This is a genomic window from Burkholderia sp. L27(2015), assembly GCF_009765705.1.
GTDB lineage: Bacteria > Pseudomonadota > Gammaproteobacteria > Burkholderiales > Burkholderiaceae > LMUX01.
Genome location: NZ_LMUX01000009.1, coordinates 80327 through 99213, shown reverse-complemented (window position 1 = coordinate 99213; position 18887 = coordinate 80327). Strand labels below are relative to the sequence as shown.

The 18887-nt window shown below is 53.3% G+C and carries 15 protein-coding genes and 1 pseudogene; 9 read left to right on the top strand and 7 right to left on the bottom strand.

Translation table 11 applies throughout. From position 1 onward, the window contains the following. Nucleotides 1-9: 9 nt before the first annotated feature. From yidD to rpmH, 3 genes are all read right to left on the bottom strand, one after another. On the bottom strand, nucleotides 10-243 hold the full coding sequence (gene yidD, locus GSQ77_RS05195; RefSeq protein WP_158899748.1) for a membrane protein insertion efficiency factor YidD: 234 nt from the start codon (nucleotides 241-243) through the stop codon (nucleotides 10-12). 6 nt (nucleotides 244-249) lie between these two features. Further along, nucleotides 250-696 (bottom strand): ribonuclease P protein component, encoded by a 447-nt coding sequence (gene rnpA, locus GSQ77_RS05190; protein ID WP_158899746.1) that lies wholly within the window; start codon nucleotides 694-696, stop codon nucleotides 250-252. A gap of 75 nt (nucleotides 697-771) precedes the next feature. Beyond that, complete coding sequence (gene rpmH, locus GSQ77_RS05185) at nucleotides 772-906, bottom strand: 50S ribosomal protein L34 (protein ID WP_006998755.1); 135 nt, start codon at nucleotides 904-906, stop codon at nucleotides 772-774. 542 nt (nucleotides 907-1448) lie between these two features. Between rpmH and dnaA the strand changes: the two genes are divergently transcribed. The 3 genes from dnaA to gyrB all read left to right on the top strand — a co-directional run bounded on the left by dnaA (nucleotide 1449) and on the right by gyrB (nucleotide 6885). Then, nucleotides 1449-2954, top strand: a complete 1506-nt coding sequence (gene dnaA / locus GSQ77_RS05180; protein ID WP_158899744.1) for a chromosomal replication initiator protein DnaA — start codon at nucleotides 1449-1451, stop codon at nucleotides 2952-2954. 253 nt (nucleotides 2955-3207) lie between these two features. Then, on the top strand, nucleotides 3208-4311 hold the full coding sequence (dnaN, locus tag GSQ77_RS05175; protein ID WP_158899742.1) for a DNA polymerase III subunit beta: 1104 nt from the start codon (nucleotides 3208-3210) through the stop codon (nucleotides 4309-4311). A gap of 102 nt (nucleotides 4312-4413) precedes the next feature. Beyond that, nucleotides 4414-6885 (top strand): DNA topoisomerase (ATP-hydrolyzing) subunit B, encoded by a 2472-nt coding sequence (gene gyrB, locus GSQ77_RS05170; RefSeq protein ID WP_158899740.1) that lies wholly within the window; start codon nucleotides 4414-4416, stop codon nucleotides 6883-6885. 126 nt (nucleotides 6886-7011) lie between these two features. On the opposite strand, the pseudogene GSQ77_RS05165 reads toward gyrB, so the two are convergent. Both GSQ77_RS05165 and GSQ77_RS05160 read right to left on the bottom strand, forming a co-directional pair. Continuing rightward, nucleotides 7012-8270, bottom strand: a pseudogene (locus GSQ77_RS05165) (IS256 family transposase). 195 nt (nucleotides 8271-8465) lie between these two features. Further along, nucleotides 8466-8816, bottom strand: a complete 351-nt coding sequence (locus GSQ77_RS05160) for a hypothetical protein (protein ID WP_158899738.1) — start codon at nucleotides 8814-8816, stop codon at nucleotides 8466-8468. Nucleotides 8817-9832: 1016 nt separating this feature from the next. Here GSQ77_RS05160 and GSQ77_RS29380 point away from each other — a divergent pair. From GSQ77_RS29380 to GSQ77_RS05145, 4 genes are all read left to right on the top strand, one after another. Continuing rightward, nucleotides 9833-10015 carry an antitoxin VbhA family protein gene (locus GSQ77_RS29380; protein WP_254067449.1) on the top strand — a complete coding sequence of 61 codons (183 nt, stop codon included), beginning with the start codon at nucleotides 9833-9835 and terminating at the stop codon, nucleotides 10013-10015. A 397-nt stretch (nucleotides 10016-10412) separates the two neighbouring features. Then, entirely contained in the window at nucleotides 10413-11201 is a 789-nt protein-coding gene (locus GSQ77_RS05155) for a hypothetical protein (RefSeq protein ID WP_254067447.1), read from the top strand. Continuing rightward, nucleotides 11198-11893, top strand: coding sequence for a hypothetical protein (locus tag GSQ77_RS05150; RefSeq protein WP_158899734.1), 696 nt, complete (start codon nucleotides 11198-11200; stop codon nucleotides 11891-11893). Before GSQ77_RS05155 ends, GSQ77_RS05150 begins: the two co-directional genes overlap by 4 nt. Nucleotides 11894-12018: 125 nt before the next feature. Further along, nucleotides 12019-12390, top strand: a complete 372-nt coding sequence (locus GSQ77_RS05145; RefSeq protein WP_158899732.1) for a nucleotide pyrophosphohydrolase — start codon at nucleotides 12019-12021, stop codon at nucleotides 12388-12390. 67 nt (nucleotides 12391-12457) lie between these two features. On the opposite strand, the gene GSQ77_RS05140 is transcribed toward GSQ77_RS05145, so the two are convergent. Both GSQ77_RS05140 and GSQ77_RS05135 read right to left on the bottom strand, forming a co-directional pair. Then, on the bottom strand, nucleotides 12458-13486 hold the full coding sequence (locus GSQ77_RS05140; protein ID WP_158899730.1) for a hypothetical protein: 1029 nt from the start codon (nucleotides 13484-13486) through the stop codon (nucleotides 12458-12460). Beyond that, nucleotides 13483-16083: an AAA family ATPase gene (locus tag GSQ77_RS05135; RefSeq protein WP_158899728.1), complete on the bottom strand. Its 2601-nt coding sequence runs from the start codon at nucleotides 16081-16083 to the stop codon at nucleotides 13483-13485. Before GSQ77_RS05135 ends, GSQ77_RS05140 begins: the two co-directional genes overlap by 4 nt. Nucleotides 16084-16733: 650 nt before the next feature. Here GSQ77_RS05135 and GSQ77_RS05130 point away from each other — a divergent pair. Together GSQ77_RS05130 and GSQ77_RS05125 are read left to right on the top strand one after the other, a co-directional pair. Beyond that, nucleotides 16734-17534 carry a hypothetical protein gene (locus GSQ77_RS05130; protein WP_158899726.1) on the top strand — a complete coding sequence of 267 codons (801 nt, stop codon included), beginning with the start codon at nucleotides 16734-16736 and terminating at the stop codon, nucleotides 17532-17534. 189 nt (nucleotides 17535-17723) lie between these two features. Then, nucleotides 17724-18794 (top strand): ComEC/Rec2 family competence protein, encoded by a 1071-nt coding sequence (locus GSQ77_RS05125; protein WP_158899724.1) that lies wholly within the window; start codon nucleotides 17724-17726, stop codon nucleotides 18792-18794. The last annotated feature ends 93 nt before the right edge of the window (nucleotides 18795-18887 follow it).

Sequence of the window (18887 nt, the reverse complement as noted above, 5' to 3'; positions counted from 1 at the left end):
GGCAGCGCTTCAGCGCTTGGAGTTGAAAGATCGTTCGGGGACGGCGTCTATCCCGCCAGCCGAAAAAGGATGGCAGCGGCATACCCGCTTTATCGCGAGATACGTGCCCTCTGCAGGGCCATGACGCTGGATCGCTTCGCGTGCGTAATCGGAACACGAAGGATAGAAACGGCACCGGTCGCCAAGGAACGGGCTGATCGCCAGTTTATAAAAGCGCAGCAGTGCTAGCAGCAGGGTTTTCATCCCGCATTATTCCGATTCGACCGGCGGCGTCACTGGAGGTGTCGCGTTTGCCGCCCGGCGCGACGCATTATGCACCGCGTTTGTGACGAGTGTCGCAATTTCCGCCTGACAAATAGCCTTCAAAGCCGGCGAAGCGGCTCCGGGTAAGGCTTTCTTGTCGAAACGTTTATGCAGGCGCATCAAAATATCCCAGCCTTGCAGCTCGGCACGATGCCGCCGGAACGCCTCACGCGCCAAACGGCGCACCAGGTTGCGGGTAACCGCGCGCGGTGCGAATTTCTTGCCGATCACGAGCCCTAGCCGCGCAGGGGCGCCACTTGCGCGCCCATACAGGACAAAATGCTCGGTACGCGCCCACGGGCGCAAACGAAAAACGGATGAGAACTCATCCGTTTTCAAAAGCCTCGCGGCTTTCGGGAAGCTGGCTGCGCGCGCGATCAATGTAAATTCCATTGAACGCTCACGCCGCTCGCGACTTGCATCGCACGGGCACAGGCACGAGCGATGCAGGCGCGATCACTGCCGGCCTCAGACTGCCAGACGTTTGCGGCCTTTTGCACGGCGCGCGTTGATGACTTTACGGCCACCGGCGGTCTTCATGCGAACCCGGAAACCGTGGGTCCGTTTGCGACGCGTTACTGACGGTTGGTATGTACGTTTCATGTTGCTCTCACTCGCGGTTAACAATAACCAAGCTGCTTGGTTATCGCTTAATTAATGCTTACTAAGCCGGCCGTTGCGCCCTTGCAGTACCGCGGCGGGCATCGTGCAACGACTACGGGTTCACTATTCGGTTTTGCGGAACCCGCTATTTAAGCCGTTTTTCCGTTTAGTGTCAAGAATTTAGAGCCCGATACTACGCGCGTTGCGGGACATCGAATGCAAAACTGGGCGCGAACCGCAGCGGCAAGCCTGCGCGCGCATCCTGCATCGCAGCCTGTGGATAACTCGCCCGGGATGTGAGTTTGGCGGTAAAATCATGGACAATTCGAAATTACCCACATCATCTGATTTACGCCTGCGCTGCACGCTTGAGCACCGCACTCGCCGCCCCGCGCACCTTTGCCGGCGAGCGGGTTGCGCTCTATCGTGCCGCGCTGCACGTGACCCTTAAGTGACGCTCCGGCAGCACGTAAGGCAAACGCAGCATTAGTAGAGCGCGCACGAAATCCGATGGTGAGCATTGCATCAATTCAGACGGATACATGAACGATTTTTGGGCACACTGCTCCGCGCATCTCGAACGCGAACTCACGCCGCAGCAATTCCAGACGTGGATCAAGCCGCTCGGGCCCGTCGCCTTCGACGAAGGCGCCAAGACGCTCAGCATCGCCGCGCCTAACCGTTTCAAACTCGACTGGGTGAAAAACCAGTTTTCCGGACGCATTTCCGACCTCGCTCGCGATTTTTGGAGCTCGCCGATCGAAGTGCATTTCGTGCTCGATCAAAAGGCCGGTCAAGGCCGTGCTCAAGGCAAGCCGGCTCAAGCACCGTCTTCGGGCCCGACTGAAAATGGCGACGCCGTTTCACGCGGCAGCAGCGCCCTGATCACGCAGAGCACGTCGGCTGATAACGCCGCCGGCGAAGTCGACCTGCCCAGCCTCGACGCGCACGAAACGGCCGCCGGTCAACGTACGTGGCGCCCGGGCGCCGGAAACCGCATAGGCAGCGACAGCGGCACCACCTACGAACGCTCCAAGCTCAACCCGGTGCTGACCTTCGACAATTTCGTAACGGGTAAAGCCAACCAGTTGGCGCGCGCCGCTGCGATCCAGGTCGCGGACAACCCCGGCGTGTCGTACAACCCGCTATTCCTGTACGGTGGCGTGGGCCTGGGCAAGACCCACTTGATCCATGCGATCGGCAATCAATTGCTGAACGAAAAAGGCAGCGCGCGGATCCGCTACATCCATGCCGAGCAATACGTCTCGGACGTGGTCAAAGCCTATCAGCGAAAAGCGTTCGACGAGTTCAAGCGCTACTACCATTCGCTCGACTTGCTGCTGATCGACGATATTCAGTTTTTCTCCGGCAAATCGCGCACCCAGGAAGAATTCTTCTACGCCTTCGAGGCACTGGTGGCGAACAAGGCGCAGGTGATCATCACCAGCGATACCTATCCGAAGGAAATCTCGGGCATCGACGACCGCCTGATCTCGCGCTTCGACTCCGGCCTGACGGTGGCGATCGAGCCGCCCGAACTGGAAATGCGCGTGGCGATCTTGATGCGCAAGGCGCTGATCGAAGGCGTGTCGGTTTCCGAGGACGTTTCGTTCTTCGTCGCAAAGCACCTGCGCTCCAACGTGCGCGAGCTGGAAGGCGCGCTGCGCAAGATCCTCGCGTATTCGAAATTCCATGGCCGCGAAATTACCATCGAGCTGACCAAGGAAGCGCTGAAAGACTTGCTCACGGTGCAGAACCGCCAGATTTCGGTGGAAAACATCCAGAAGACTGCGGCGGACTTCTACAACATCAAAGTTGCAGATATGTATTCGAAGAAGCGGCCCGCCAATATCGCGCGGCCGCGCCAGATCGCGATGTACCTGGCCAAGGAATTGACGCAGAAAAGCCTGCCGGAAATCGGCGAACTGTTCGGCGGGCGCGATCACACCACGGTGCTCCATGCGGTGCGCAAAATATCCGACGAGCGCACCAAGGATGCCCAGCTTAATCACGAACTCCACGTGCTAGAGCAGACGCTCAAGGGGTAAGTGGATAGTCGGCGCGAGGGGTAAGCATAAGTTAAGCCCGACTTATGTGGACCCAGCGCTCAACCCATCGTGATTTTAGGGAATAAGCTGTTTTTGAGGCACAATATGGGTTTGCTCTGTCGACCGCTTTGACGTACAGGAAGCGGCAACAGCGCAAATCGGGGCGCAATCGGGGCCAGATCAAACGAGCCAGCGATTCAGACCTGAAAACCGGTAAAAACCAGTCGGGCCGTTCAATTTTCGAAGGAAATCTATGCAATTGGTCAAGACCGAACGAGACAATCTTCTGCGGCCACTGCAAACAGTCAGCGGCATCGTCGAACGCCGCCATACGTTGCCGATACTCGCGAACCTGCTGATCACCAAAACGGGGGCGGACGTTTCATTCCTGTCCACCGACCTTGAACTGCAAATCACGACGCATGCCGGCTTCGGCGTCGGTAGCGACCAAGTTGCCACTACGGTTGCTGCGCGCAAATTGCTCGACATCCTGCGCGCGATGCCCAATGGCGAAGTCAGCCTGACGCTGTCAGACAAGCGCTTGACCGTGCAATCGGGCAAGAGCCGTTTTGCGCTGCAAACGCTGTCCGCCGAGGAATTCCCGACGGTCGCGCAAGCCAAGGATTACGGCGCGAGCCTAAGCGTGCCGCAAAAGACCTTCCGCCAGTTGCTCGGCATGGTCCACTTCGCGATGGCGCAACAGGACATCCGCTATTACCTGAACGGCATGCTGCTGGTGGTCGACGGCAACCAGTTGATGGCGATTGCCACCGACGGTCACCGGCTCGCCTACGCGTCGATGGAAACCGACGCATCGTTCGCGCGCCAGGAAGTGATCATCCCGCGCAAGACGATATTGGAATTGCAGCGCCTGCTCGAAGACCTCGACGATGTGTTGAAAATCGATATCGCGCCGACGCAGGTGAAATTCACCTTCGGCCAGGTCGAGCTCGTGTCGAAGCTGGTCGAAGGCAAATTCCCCGATTTCCAGCGCGTGATCCCGAAGGGTTATAAAAACCACTTCATGATCGGGCGTGAAGAACTGCAGCGTTCGCTGCAGCGCGCCGCCATTTTGACGTCGGACAAGTTCAAAGGCGTGCGTTGCCTGATCGAGCCGGGCCAGCTCAAGATCCTGTCGACTAACGCCGACCAGGAAGAAGCCCAGGAAGAGCTCGAAATTGCCTACGACGGCGACTCGATCGACATCGGCTTCAACGTCACCTATCTGCTTGATGTGCTCGCCAACCTCAAGGTCGAGTTCCTGCAAGTCAGCTTGGGCGACTCCAACTCCAGCGCATTGATCACCGTACCCGAAAACGACAACTTCAAGTACGTGGTCATGCCCATGCGCATTTGACGTAAATTCGCGCAACCATCACCAAGGGGCTCAGGTTTAAGACCGGCCCCTTTGGGGTTTTTAGCATCGCAGTGTTTAGCAGTCTGCAGACCGGAAGAAACTATGAGTGATACGCAAGCCACGCAACCCGACACCAGCTACGGCGCTTCATCGATCCAGATCCTGGAAGGCCTGGAGGCCGTACGCAAGCGACCCGGCATGTACATCGGCGACACCTCTGACGGCACCGGCCTGCACCATCTGGTATTCGAAGTGCTGGACAACGCGATCGACGAAGCGCTTGCCGGGCACTGTAATGATATTCAGGTGACTATTCATCCGGATAACTCGATCTCGGTGACTGACAACGGTCGCGGTATTCCGACCGGGATCAAGCTTGATGACAAGCATGAGCCCAAGCGTAGTGCGGCTGAGATCGTGATGACCGAGTTGCATGCGGGTGGCAAGTTCGACCAGAACAGCTACAAAGTATCGGGCGGATTGCACGGTGTGGGTGTGTCGTGCGTGAACGGGCTGTCGGAATGGCTGCGCTTGACGGTGCGCCGCGATGGTAAGAAACACTTCATGGAATTCCATCAGGGCGTTCCGCAGAACCGTATTGTCGAGGATATGAATGGCGATAAGGTGTCGCCTATTCTGGTGACCGGCACGACGGAACATCGCGGCACTGAGGTGCATTTTCTGGCCGATATTTCGATCTTCGGCAATATCGAATACCACTACGATATTCTCGCCAAGCGGATGCGTGAGTTGTCGTTCTTGAATAATGGCGTGCGGATTCGGTTGAACGATTTGCGCACGGGTAAGGAAGATGATTTTGCGTTTGTGGGTGGCGTGAAGGGCTTTGTTGAATACATTAATAAAGCGAAGTCGGTACTGCATCCGAACATCTTTCATGTCTCCGGCATGAAGGATGGGATCAACGTCGAAGTGGCGATGCAGTGGAACGATAGCTACAACGAGAACGTGTTGTGCTTTACCAATAACATTCCGCAGCGGGATGGGGGCTCTCACTTGACCGGGTTGCGCGCGGCCATGACGCGGGTGCTCAATAAGTACATCGAAAGCCACGAGATCGCGAAGAAGGCGAAAGTGGAGACCGGCGGCGATGATATGCGCGAGGGGTTGTCGTGCGTGTTGTCGGTGAAGGTGCCTGAGCCTAAGTTCAGTGCGCAGACCAAGGATAAGTTGGTGTCGTCGGAAGTGCGGGCGCCGGTGGAAGAAGTGGTGGCGAAGGCGCTGGAGGATTTTCTGGCTGAGACGCCGATCGATGCGAAGATTATCTGCGGGAAGATCGTGGATGCGGCGCGCGCGCGTGATGCGGCCAGGCGTGCTCGGGAGATGACGCGGCGTAAGGGTGTGCTTGATGGTGTTGGGCTGCCCGGTAAGCTGGCGGATTGCCAGGAGAAGGATCCGGCTAAGTCGGAAATTTATATCGTCGAGGGCGACTCCGCAGGTGGGTCGGCTAAGCAAGGTCGGGATCGGAAGTTTCAGGCGATCTTGCCGCTGCGCGGGAAGGTGCTTAACGTTGAGAAGGCACGGTACGATAAGTTGCTGCAGTCGGAGCAGATCGTTACGTTGATTACGGCGCTGGGCTGTGGGATCGGGAGCGAAGATTACAAGCCGGAGAAGTTGCGTTATCACCGGATCATTATCATGACCGATGCTGACGTGGACGGTGCGCACATTCGGACGCTGTTGTTGACGTTCTTCTATCGGCAGATGCCGCAGTTGATCGACAATGGTTATATCTATATCGCTCAACCGCCGCTTTATAAGATCAAGCATGGCAAGGAAGAGCGGTATTTGAAGGATACGCATGAGTTGAATCAGCATATGTTGAAGTTGGCGTTGCAGGGTGCTGCGCTTACGCCGGCTGAGAATGCTGAGCCGATTGCGGGTGATGCATTGGGTGAGTTGGCGCGTAGTTATTTGCTGGCTGAGGCGGTTGTAGATCGGTTGAGTCGGTTGATTGATTCGAGTGCGCTTGAGGCGGTGATGGATGGGGTTGCGCTTGATTTGAGTTCGGAGGAAACGACTCAGGTTAGTGCGGCTGCGTTACAGGCTGCGTTGCAGGCGGATCCGTTGAAGCCGGAAGTTACGGTGCGTGCGGTTTATGACGAGATTCGGGAACTGCGAGCGCTGAGGATTGAGCGTAGGCATCACGGCAATATTAAGGTTAGTGTGCTTGATGAGGAGTTTCTGCTAACGGCGGACTTCCAGCAGCTGATGCATACGGCGGCGACGTTTAAGGGTTTGATTGGGCCCGGGGCTGTGATCAAGCGTGGTGAGCGGAATATGCTGGTGACGGGGTTCAAGGGCGCGATGCGGTGGTTGCTGGCGGATGCGGAGCGCAATGTTTCCAAACAGCGCTATAAGGGCCTCGGCGAGATGAATCCTGGGCAGTTGTGGGAAACGACGATGGATCCGGGTGTGAGGCGCTTGTTGCGTGTGCAGATCGAGGATGCGATTGCGGCGGATGGGATTTTTACTACCTTGATGGGGGATGAGGTGGAGCCGCGGAGAGCGTTTATTGAGTCTAATGCGTTAAGGGCGGGGAATATTGATGTTTGAGGTTTTGTGCAGTTGTATGGCGCCAGAGTAAGTACGACTGGCGCCACAGTTTTGCGACTGTGAGACAAAGTTACTGCGGCCGGCCTGGACGTATCCGAATCTCTGTGTGTGAGGCGGTTGTGAATCTCATAGCGCGATAGTGAAACGCTCCGGGTAAAGCAATGCAAATTGGGTCATGGCGCCTTTCCAATCATGTCGGGTGCCGGTCCATTTGGCAATGATGTTGCGCAATGCCAGCCAGATCAGTTTGAGGGCCCCCTCGTCGGTTGGGAAGTGTCCGCGTGCCTTGATGACCTTGCGCAACTGCATGTGCAGCGACTCAATCGCGTTTGTCGTGTACATAATCTTGCGCACGTCCGGGTGAAACGCGAAGAACGGAATGACCTGTTCCCAGACCCGGCGCCACAGGGCTGCAATCGGTGGGTGTTGCGGCCCCATGGACCTGCATCGAAGTCCTCCAGCGCTTGTGCGGCAGCCTCAGCCGTTGGCGCTCGATAGACTTCCTTCAGTGCTGCGGCAACTTGCCTGCGGTCCTTCCAGCTCGCAAAGTCCAGCGAATTGCGGATCAGATGAACGATACAGGTTTGCACGGTCGTCTCCGGGAACACGGCATTGATCGCTTCTGGAAAGCCTTTGAGTCCGTCCACAACTGCGATCAGGATATCCTGCACGCCACGGATCTTGAGGTCATTGACCACGCGTAGCCAGAACTTGGCGCCCTCGCTGTGTTCGATCCAGATTCCCAGAACATCCCGTGTGCCATCGCGGCGCATGCCCAAGGCCAGGTAGATCGCCTTGTTGCGCACGGTACCTTCGTCGCGAATCTTGACACGCAACGCATCGAAAAAGACCACCGGATACATGGCATCGAGCGGGCGTTGCTGCCACTCCCGCACTTCCTCGACCACCGCATCGGTGACCGTGCTGATGAAATCTGGCGACACCTCGATGCCGTACATCTCCAATAGAAAACCCTGAATCTCGCGCACCGTCATGCCACGGGCATACATGGCGATAATCTTGTCGTCAAAGCCCTTGAACCGGCGCTCGCCCTTGGCGATCAAAACCGGGTCAAATGTGCCTTCGCGATCTCTGGGGATTTCTAATTCGACGGTGTCGTCGTCGGTCGTGACGCGCTTGCGGCTGCTGCCGTTGCGGTAATTGGCCAGCTCGGCCGGCTTGGCCTCGCCCTTGTTGTAGCCGAGGTGATGACTCATCTCGGCGCCCAGCGCGCGCTCGAATATCGCCTTCTTGAGCGCGCGCAGCTGTACCTCCAGTGTCGAGCGATCCAACATTCCAGGCACCAGCTGCTTGATCAATTCCGGGTCCAGATTGAGTCCCTGACCCGGCTCGATCATCACGTCTTCCTTCTGTTTGCGTGGCATAACAGGCCTCCTTACGTTGCCAGTTTATGCCTCACACACAAAGAAACGGATAGGCTCGCCGGCCTACATTTCACGAATGCCGTCTCTGCGTTTTTGGCCTACGGACTCTTAATCCGTAGGTCTCCGCGCTCCGGAAATCAAGCACCGCTCCGCAAAAAACGCTCCAACCATGGTTGGAGCGCTATCTCACCAGCATCAATCGCTGAACTTAGACTTAAAGAACACTCCAGCGCCCATACCCACGACGGCCGCTGTCAGCTTAACTTTAAGTACCAACCACAACTGCTCTGACGACACACCATACCGCACGTCCTCGAAGTATCGCGACGAGTCACCAAACGACTCATGCAGAAGATCCCATCCCTGCGTGACAAGAAGACAGCCAATCAACAAGACCATCAGCATTGCAGCCGCGGTCCAGAACGGCCAGTAGAAATAATCCGCCACAAAAACCGCCAACATATACCCGCCAGCGAACACCGCCACCATCGCCACGAACGTCGGCAGGCTCGACAGAATAATTCCAGCTTCATCAAAAAATCCCATGCTGGGCGCCTCACATAAAAAACGTTCACAAATAAGGATCCCAAAACCGATCCGCCCCACTCGCAACCATCATAGAGCAGCTTGGCATTAAGGGGCAAATCATCTCAGTCTCCTATTTCCCACACTATTTCGTCGATCCCACTTTGTCACCCTTTCGCTCACGAGCGTAGTGCTCTGTCATCATCAGCGATGCATGCCCCGGCCAAGGCTTCCGGCAAGTTGATCACGCCGACCACGACGTTCGAAACACCGCCCGTCGACTGCTCCAAGATGCATTGAGCCTCCCCCGTGGTGTACGGTCGACCGCTTTTCTGCGATATACCGCTACGCGTATTGATCTCAAGGGTCGTAAGTTTTTGACGCGTTCTGGCTAGCGACCGGCGCTACCGATCCGCGATACGGCCACATCGCACCGAAAGACGAGGGATTTCCCATACATGGTGCTGAGCAGCCGTCGAGCACACGCTACTTCAAAGAAATGCTTTTGGAGCGTAAAGCGGCCGAAGAGGCGACCAGCAGATGGCTGGGAAATTGATGCACTAGACACTTCCGAACGGTTGTATATCGCTAGCGGCAACGTCTTACGCTCGATAGGCACAATCAGTGAACAAGACACAGCGGGACTAAAGGCCTGCCGCGAACGGAGGCACCTTGCAGAACGTCTGAGAGACGCTGAGATCGCGGTTCATGAAGACATGCCGACACTAGAACTACGACGAAACCGCGACAGTCTTAATTCGTTTAAAACGGTCGCTCAGCGACGATCGCCGAAAAATCGATCCAAATGAAATCAAAGCCGAATACGATACAGTTCAACGGAACATACACAGAATCGACGAACAAATGGCTCGTCACAAACACGTCCAAGCAATTCTCCACGCCGAAAAACCTCTATAGCCGAAGCGACTAAACCATCGATCACCATCCAAAACGAAAAACGACGACAGTCCTATATTCTTCGACGACATTGATCGTAATTCAGAGCTTCGCATCTGTATGCTGCACGCGAGTTCAATATGAACGACTCACACCAGAAGGAGAAACTCCGAGATGCCTTTAAAACGGCCGATGCCATTTTTCAGCTAGAAGGCTATGACTCGGACGCTTTCGAACAACAGCAAAAAGAACGAGTCGTACGGAGTGAAATAACAACCGAAGAATTAATTCAGATCATGCGCGAATATTTTCGGAGGCGCTAATTCGCGCGAACAAACCGTAAAATACCCTTTGAGATCAAACCTACGATAATCTCCACTGCGCACTTCAAATATCCAAAACTCTCCAATTTTATAATCGGCGCTGCTGCAGTTTCACTCCTTCGGAGCCTGCTAGAGTTAAACAATTCTCAAGCAATTTAACTTTTTTTTGCCCCGCAAATTTCCTAATGTTCTACAATGCTTTTTCCGATGAGCACCGAGGAAATTCAGCTGCCGCAGAATAATACTCTGCCGCGAACATGGGTGAATTGCCTCGGATAGCTCGCCGATCAAATCACACAGAGAAGAAATTCAAATGGCCGCGAGCATCCAACTCACATTAGACGGTGGACTGCTATACGGTCCCCATAGCGTAACGGTTCGCACGTTAAGCCGGTCTATGACCAGCATTCAGGCAACAGTGGATAGAGCGTATTTGGACATTCGCTTTGGGCAAGTGTTTAAGCATGCGAGGTTGCGAGTCGCCGACTATACCAACGCGGACTTCATCGTCGGTGAAGCGTATGAAGGCAGCTTTGTAATTGATTTTCTGTCTGACCATGGTGGCCCAATAGTCCGGCGCATGATACAAGCAATCAAAGATCCGTATGAGCAAGCTGTCGCAGGCGCCGATCAAGAAATATACGCTATAGCGCACCAAATCGAGGGTGTAAAAGGTCAACTACTGAACACCATCGTTCAGCCCCAAGACTACGAAGACTTCCTCAACGCACCCGATCCTCAAGCGACGCGGGCCTACGGTGATCGGTCGATAACGAAGAATATTGATCACATGCTTACGCCAGTACGGAAAATCGAAGATGCAAATCTAAAGCTTGCATTAAAAGCAGACGAAATCGAGGGCACACAAACCTTCGAATTCGACTCAGTTATAGCCAGCAATTTTTCCCGCATCGTGGGTCACAGAAGGCTCGGAGCACCGGTAACGATAAGAGGAAGTTTAAGGGCGCTAGATCGTGGGCATCAAAAATCAAATTTCAAAGGAAAATTTACAAACTTTATCAATAACAAAGACATGATCATCCACATTCAATCAGAGGCTGATTTGATAGAATTGGTGCCGTATCTGAACGAAGAGGAGATGACTATCGTCGCATGTCCAATAATTGAATACGATGCATTCGATCCAAATGCAGGTGACATTCAGTTTCTCAGCATCATTCCATGACCGAAAAAGCGGCTGACAAAATCAAGGAGCAATGTCTAGAGACGATATTGAGCATCGTCCCAATGGGTCAATTTGTCTTCGTTATTGCAACGGCGGTGATTCTTTTTCGGATGGACAACAACTCAGCATCCTCGCCAATCGTCGCTCTTAAGGACGTCGGAATCAAGGGTCTCGTAGGCTTCGACACTGGCCAATTTTGGCTCGTCGGCGCACTATATATTCTTCCTGCCTTTTTTCTCGCACTACTGAACGACTATCTCTTCAAGTCGGGCCTAAAGCGATCGTATGGCGTGAGCAAGGTCCTCTCCAAAATCGACGGCTGGATGGAGCGATCGATCACCGCAATGGACCTCGCGGACAAGGATTTAAGAACGTCTGTCCATGACGCGATCTCAAAAGAGCTAGATAAACGCATTTCTCGTTATCGCTCTAAACGGCTTATCTGCGAGATGTCAATCTCGTTTGCGTTGGCGATCATTTATGCATCTGCATACCTGTGCTGGCGAAACACAGCCGCACTCAGTCAAATACACTTCTCATCGATCGATTTTTCCGCGGCTCTATTTCTTTCGCTCGTAGGGTGGTCTTACCACCGCGCCTCGGTCCGCTACGCAATACAAAAAATAATTCCGCTACAGGTTTACCTAAGCGCCTCTACCGGTGAGTTAGCCTTTTTTATCGATATCGAGTGACGGCGCTGAGACTGGCGCTCCTTGTATCCTTTAGGTTCAAAGGCTGACGAGCGCGAACCGACGTCCTACGCCCCCATGCCCTCGACGGCATCAATAATTCCAGACAAGCGTCAGGGAGCAGCAACGTGAAAAAATCTGAATTGCGAAGTGACCTAGTGGAGTTGCGCGAACTCGTTCGCCAGTTTGTTGGCGAGCGCGACTGGGACAAATTCCACACTCCTAAGAATCTGGCGACAGCGCTCAGCGTGGAGGCGAGCGAGTTACTAGAGCCTTTTCAATGGCTTGTTTCGGGTAACAAGAGCGAGCTTAACGAAGCGAGCCTAACAGCGATCCGTCATGAGATGGCCGACGTTTTAGTCTATCTGGTTCAGCTCGCCGATAAGATGGAAGTTGATCTCTTCCAGGCTGTGCTGGAAAAAATGGCTCTCAACCGGTTAAAGTATCCAGCCTACAAAGTGCGGGGTGACTCGCGAAAATACTCTGAGTACGAAGACTAAGAACAATAAGTCCATACGGCATGCGGTTTGTCGGTAAAAAGCAAGCGACAGCGGGCTTGGAAGCCAATTAGGCCACCAGCGCATTGAGAGTACCCTTTATTTGCTCCCAAGACTTTGTTAGATCGATCGTTGCGATCCTGAGGTTTCGTCCTTTGATTTGATAACTGACGTCGATATGATGCGACGCCGCGGGATACAAAAGAATGCCCTCTGGAACGGGGCGACCGGAGATGACGTTGGGGCCCGCTTGCTGTTCCACATAAGTTAATATCTGATACAGGTGTTCGGAGCGCAGCGAGCTCTTTTTAAAATATTTTTTGAATAATTCAGCTGTATATTTTGTGTCGAGAATTATATGACGCGTATCGCTCACCAACGTAACGTCGGTGCGCATGCGGGGAAGTAAGTACGCGTCAATATTTGGCGGCGTGTCCCATTTGATATGCGAGCTTGTTACCTTGTAGTGTTTCGCTTCAATTCTGAAATAATTAAATACGAAGTCCTGAAAAACACGCCACATCTTTTTCTCATCCCTGAAATAATCGATAGCTCGATATCCAACTCCTCCTGGCTCTGGCACCAAATGATCGAACGCCAATCGGCACACTTCCAATATGAATGCATAGATCCCTGTGGGACAGAGTTTTCGAGCTCGATTAAGGACGTTATGATCGATCACGATCGAAGAGATTGACGCTAGTTTAGGCTGAAATTTCAAAAGTCTAGTGCGAAGCTTTGCGTCTACGGAGTGGCAGTGTACAAAATTGCCCAATGTCGTTTTGATTATTTGGTTATATAGGATGTTTTCAGACAAATCGTCATAAGTGCAACGCGCCATCCCGCGTTCGAAAAGCATACGCTGTATGGACTCCCCGGGCTCGACCCGACCTCGAAGCGTTGACATGTCGTCTGTACGCTCCACATATTCGCTATGTAGTCCACGTTTAAGTAGCGATGCGACGCCGTCAGCAAGCATGAGGCAGAGAAGATTTTCTAGATTGTCAACTTCCAATCCACCTGTTTTGATATCCTTTAACGAATCTAACTTATCCCATGCATAGCAAAGCATAAGATACATATTTTGTATCGGGATCATTGGAAAAGATCATCAACAATTGACTCTATATCTGACGGATTTTTATCAAACCAGTACTCGTTGAGCAAGGGCCTAATTTCAGCATCTATAATCTGAAAATAATAATCTTCATCGGAGAGCGACGAGGGCTTTGACGTGCAAAAATAGCTATGACCAAGACAAAATCCTTCGCGAAGCTCCAAATCATCAACTATTTTTTGGTTTAATGCCTCGAAACGGTCAACGATATGCTTCGCGTAAGCCTCGGACCATCCGAGTTCTTGCAAGAAAACAGGAAATTTATCGTGCCCGAAGCCTGGGACTATAGGAATAAATGCGAATCGTCGACGCAAGGCGTAATCAATTGCTGTAAGTGATCGATCGGCCGTATTCATTAACCCGATTATGAAAATATTTTCAGGGACGTAGAATTTGTCGTCATGTTCATCGGCATAGGCAAGTTGCAAAGCCCATTCTGAGCTACGCTTATCGGCCTCGATAAGCATGAGGAGTTCACCGAAAATTTTGCCAAGATTTCCACGGTTTATTTCATCGATGATAAAAACAAATTTTTCATCTGGGTTATCTCGCGCCTTTTCGCAAAATCGATAAAAAACCCCATCTCGTATGGCAAAGCCGCTGCCGTCGCGCTTGGGCCGGAAACCTTGAATGAAATCCTCGTACGAGTATGCCTGGTGAAACTGAACCGTCTCTACTCGGTCCGCGGCTTTGAATCCAATCGTCGCATATGCAAGTCGTTTTGCAACGAATGTTTTTCCGACTCCGGGGGCACCCTGCAAGATTACGTTTTTCTTGATCGACAGGAGTCGCTGCGCCTTCTCGAAAACCGGTTTGTCGATAAATAGGTTGGCCAGGGCGTCATCGATTGAATATGGCTCAACGGGAGGAGCTTCGATTTCCTCCTGCCCGAACCGCGCAAACCCGAAGGCATTTTGATTTAACAAGCTCGATGGCTTTGACCACGGCTCTACCGCCGAGAAAGCGCTGATAGCTAGTGGCGGTTCCAACTCGTCGATTTTTCGGACCAACAGCCAAGTCTTAAATATTTCACTCTGTTTGGGCCCCGCGCGCCGAAGTCCACGCTGCCCCGGCGGGGTGTGTTCGGTCCAGGGACTGATGAGTCCCTCAAGTCCGGGCGAACTGACATACCTATCGCATTGCAAACGATGTGTAATTCGTCCGTACCCCGCGTTAATGTACAAAAAGAAAGTGGCACCGAGGTCTCGACCCACGGCCTCTGGGATTTTAAAGCTCCACCACGAAGCGAACGCGCCTGTTTCCTCGATCAGCTTCTGTGCAGCCAAAAGCCAGTGATGCTCTTTTGATGTTCCAATTAAACATAGCTGATCCGCGGTGGAGTGCGAAGAATAGCCCTCGAGTACGCAGTTGAACCCGAGTTTCTCGAACACATGTTTCGCCTGTACGTCCGTATAGACTGCATCGTTGGTTACTCCGGGAAGCAGCGCAAATACCGCGCCAACGACCTTTGGTGCATCGCCAATTCGAATCACCCAGTAGGCATCCCTATCGGTCAGGGGCGGCAACAGCGTTTCACTTTTCTCATAGGCTTTCCTGACGTCGGATGCGTTCAGCCGTAGCGTTAAATTCCCGACGTGAAACTCTTGTCGGGTGTCCTTCACACCCTCAAGGATCGCCTCGTATAATTCCGCCGATAGCGGTTTTATCGCGTGTTGGACGTTATAGCCTGCTTGCTTCGTCAATCGTACGCTCAGATCCGCGGGCAGTGGCCGCGCTGGGGATACCCCTGACCAGTCTATATATTTGGCTTCGAAGTATTTGTGCGCGGGCGACTCGCCCGAGCTAGGATCTCGCGTCGTCGCGGGACCCAGTCGCCCGAAGCCAAAAATTTCAGCGCCATTCTTTGACTTACGATCAACGATTACCCACGCGCCGCCGAGCAATTTTTTGTGATTCGGGACATTCGTCCCAAATCGATAGGTATTTCCCTCCAAATCACCCCAGTGCGTATCCGCGTTTGAGCGAATGAGGAAATAGTTGGTGGGTGCGGACGTGGCTGGATTCGATTCCCGGTTCCCGATTTCGATCGAGGACTCGGGTCGATTTAACAGCATCGTATGCACGAATTCGTCGAGAGAATCAAACTCAGACAGTATTTTTGAGTGGTTGTCGTCACCAACACGTGCAAAGCCAAAAAACTGTTTAGGAAGATAGGCGTTGAGCACAGAAAGAGGTATTTCGATGGGTATCGGCCTCGAAAGAAAGAACATATATTGCCAAGTCTTGCCGTCGTCTGTTTGCCCCCACAGCGCTCGAGCTAAATTAATGCTATCCACTTTGTATACGACCTTTGCCACAAAGCGATATTTGGCGCCGAACACGCACAACATCCAGTCCCCAACTTCAAGTGCTGGGTAGTAACTATTGTTCATCTTGCCGGGAACCGCTCCCCAGGCATAAAGCCCCTCGTCCCGACTAATTTTTTCAAGCACCTCCAAATGTTCCGGCCCAACATTCTCGCGCACGGTCGTGGCGTCTATAGGCCGCGTGATTGAGACGTCGAGATGTTTTCTGGCTTCCGGATCGCCAGCAGTAAAAACGAAAATGTTTTGTGTCACGCCCCTCTCCATATTGTCCAATCGACTACAGGATGCCACAGCAAGACTCGTTCGGGCATTAGAGGCGCACAAACGAGGGCATTTTGGATTCGGAGTCTGTAAAATAGAACGTAGCCGATAGATTACGAGGCAACAAAAGTCGGCGCAAAAATCGCTGAGCTTTATATTTTTTTAGCATCCCGCTACTCTTTCGGTAAGCGGTTGTACTGCCGATTGCCACTCGGCAGAGCCCACTCACCAAAATACAACGCGAAGAGTCGACTTAAGTGGGCGGAGCCAAGTGATCTCGACACCCAGAATAAAGTGGCATGCATTCAAAAATACCAAGAAGCAAATTCAGTGCGGCGAACCGTAAGAAAGTTTCAGCTTGAGCTAATTGCCAATGGAGGTGCCGCTATGGATACGAAAAAAATGTGATTGAGTTTTAAAAAGCTAGCCGTTGGCGCAACAAATGAGCATGGTGATTCGCCCAGTATTTTCGTTTTCCGGAGCCCGCCTATCTTAGCGGTGTCACCTCATCAGGGATAACCACGACTCAACGCCGATCGCGTAATCCACCTAAAAGGGGGATCAAACGCTACACTACGTTTGCGAAGCAGTGTTTGCTTAGAAAAATACTTATTAATGGGGAGGCGGCGCTCTGCCGCGCAATGATCGCCATCCACACCCACCTTACAAAGCTGCTGGATCCATACGATTTAAAAGCGCGGTTGTTTCCGGCATTGCTGGTGCTTATTCCAGCCATCGCATTTGTGATACTTACATGGGGTTCGCAGCACCCTGTTGTTGTCAGTTTGTCGTCGTTGTTGATGTTCTGCGGCGGCCCCTACGCCCTAGCTTCGATCGTTCGAACATGGGGCCAACGTGCGCAGGTCCGTCTATACAAAAGGTGGGAAGCGCAGCCAACAACGCTGCTGCTTCGCCACCGTGACTTACGCCTCGCGAATCAAACCAAGTTGCGGTATCACGATTTGGTCCGCACGAAATTGCTTCTGACAATCCCGAGCGCTATGGAAGAAGCTGAAGATGCTGCCTCAGCCGACGGCGCTTACGAGGCTGCCGCTAATGCGCTCAGGCCACTCACCAACAACACTACGAAGTTTCCGCTCCTCTTCAAAGAGTTGACCGCGTACGGCTACAACCGCAATGCATACGGTTCGCGTTGGTTCGGACTTGCAACCTGCTTGCTTGCGGCGCTGGCGGCACTGGGCAAGTCTGGCGTGCTTTCGATGCATCGCCCAATCGTTGAGCTCACGCGGATGGAAGACGTGCCGCTGTCCGAGGGACTCGTTTTATTACTGTCGCTAGGATTCGCCACACTGTGGCTGTTCCACTTCACGCCACGGACGGTACAGCAGGCAGGGGTTTCCTACGCACTCCGGTTGTATGAAGCGCTGCTCGTCATCCCGAAACAGAAGAACACGCCTCCGGCCGCCGCCGCCGAATCGTGAGCTGCTACGACCCATTCTGAGGAGCCGATTCGTGAAATGACGAAGGCTTCTCCGGTGATAAGACAATCGGTTGAGTGTGCAGTGAGCACGCTTAACCCATTTAAGCATCCACGACCCTGGTCGGCCACGGATTCTGGCGCTTCCTCACAATCGTGGAAGCCTTCGCAGTGACTAAAGAAAAGGATTAACGTGGCGGACTTCTTCGAAATCGATTTTCTGGACGTTGAAACATCCAAGAGCGGCGATGCAATCACAATACGATATTCACAAGACAACGTTACTCGAATTCATGTCGTCGACGGCGGCTACATCGAAACGGGCGAAAAACTCGTTCTGCATATGGCCACGCACTATGCATCTACAACTGTTGATCACGTGGTACTGACACATCCCGATCAGGACCATGCGAACGGTTTGCGCAAAGTGCTGGAAGACTGCGTCGTCGGAACTCTCTGGATGAATCGTCCGTGGCTCTACGCGGAAGAACTGATCCATCGTTTCGAGACATACACCTCGGTAGACGCGCTTCGTAAAAAACTGCGGTCGACCTACGCAGCTTCTGCGATGCTCGAAGACATAGCGCTTGAGAAAGGAATCCCAATAGAGGATCCAATGCAGGGCGCAAAAATTGGCGCATTCACCGTTCTTGCACCGACCAAAGCTCGTTACCTCGATCTTATCGTCGCGTCCGAAAAAACGCCCGAGGCAGTGAAGGAGAGTGCGGCGACGTCAGTGCTTGATGGTTTGTTCAAGGTGCTCAAAGCCGTAACGACCTTTATCAAATCGGCTTGGGGCGACGAGTACTTTCCGGCCGACGGGACCAGTAGCGAAAACGAAATGAGCGTCATTCAGTACGCGAACCTCAGTGGCAAGCGGATCCTTCTGACAGGGGACGCTGGCCGAGATGCTCTTGCTGAGGCTGCGAACTTCGCGCCCGCTGTCGGTCTCACTCTTCCAGGCATTGGCTATTTCCAGGTGCCCCACCACGGTGGACGACATAACGTCAATACCGAACTCCTTGATCGCTGGCTGGGCGAGCGACTGCCGAGCATGCCACGAACAACAACATGGAGCGCGGTATGTAGTTCAGCGAAAGCTGACGAGGATCACCCGCGAAAGTCCGTCGTCCGGGCAATGCTTCATCGCGGCGCGCACTTTGCGGCGACCGAAGGCCGAAACGTATGCCTCTCTCACGGCATCTCCCGCACGGGATGGGTCACAATTCCGCAGGAAACTTACCCGGACGAGCAGGAGAATTGACCAAAAGTCGGTACGGCGATGCCTCGCGACTAGCCGTGCAGGGTCACTGATCCGCGCAGCGTCCAAACGTTGCCATGAAATATCCTCAAAGGC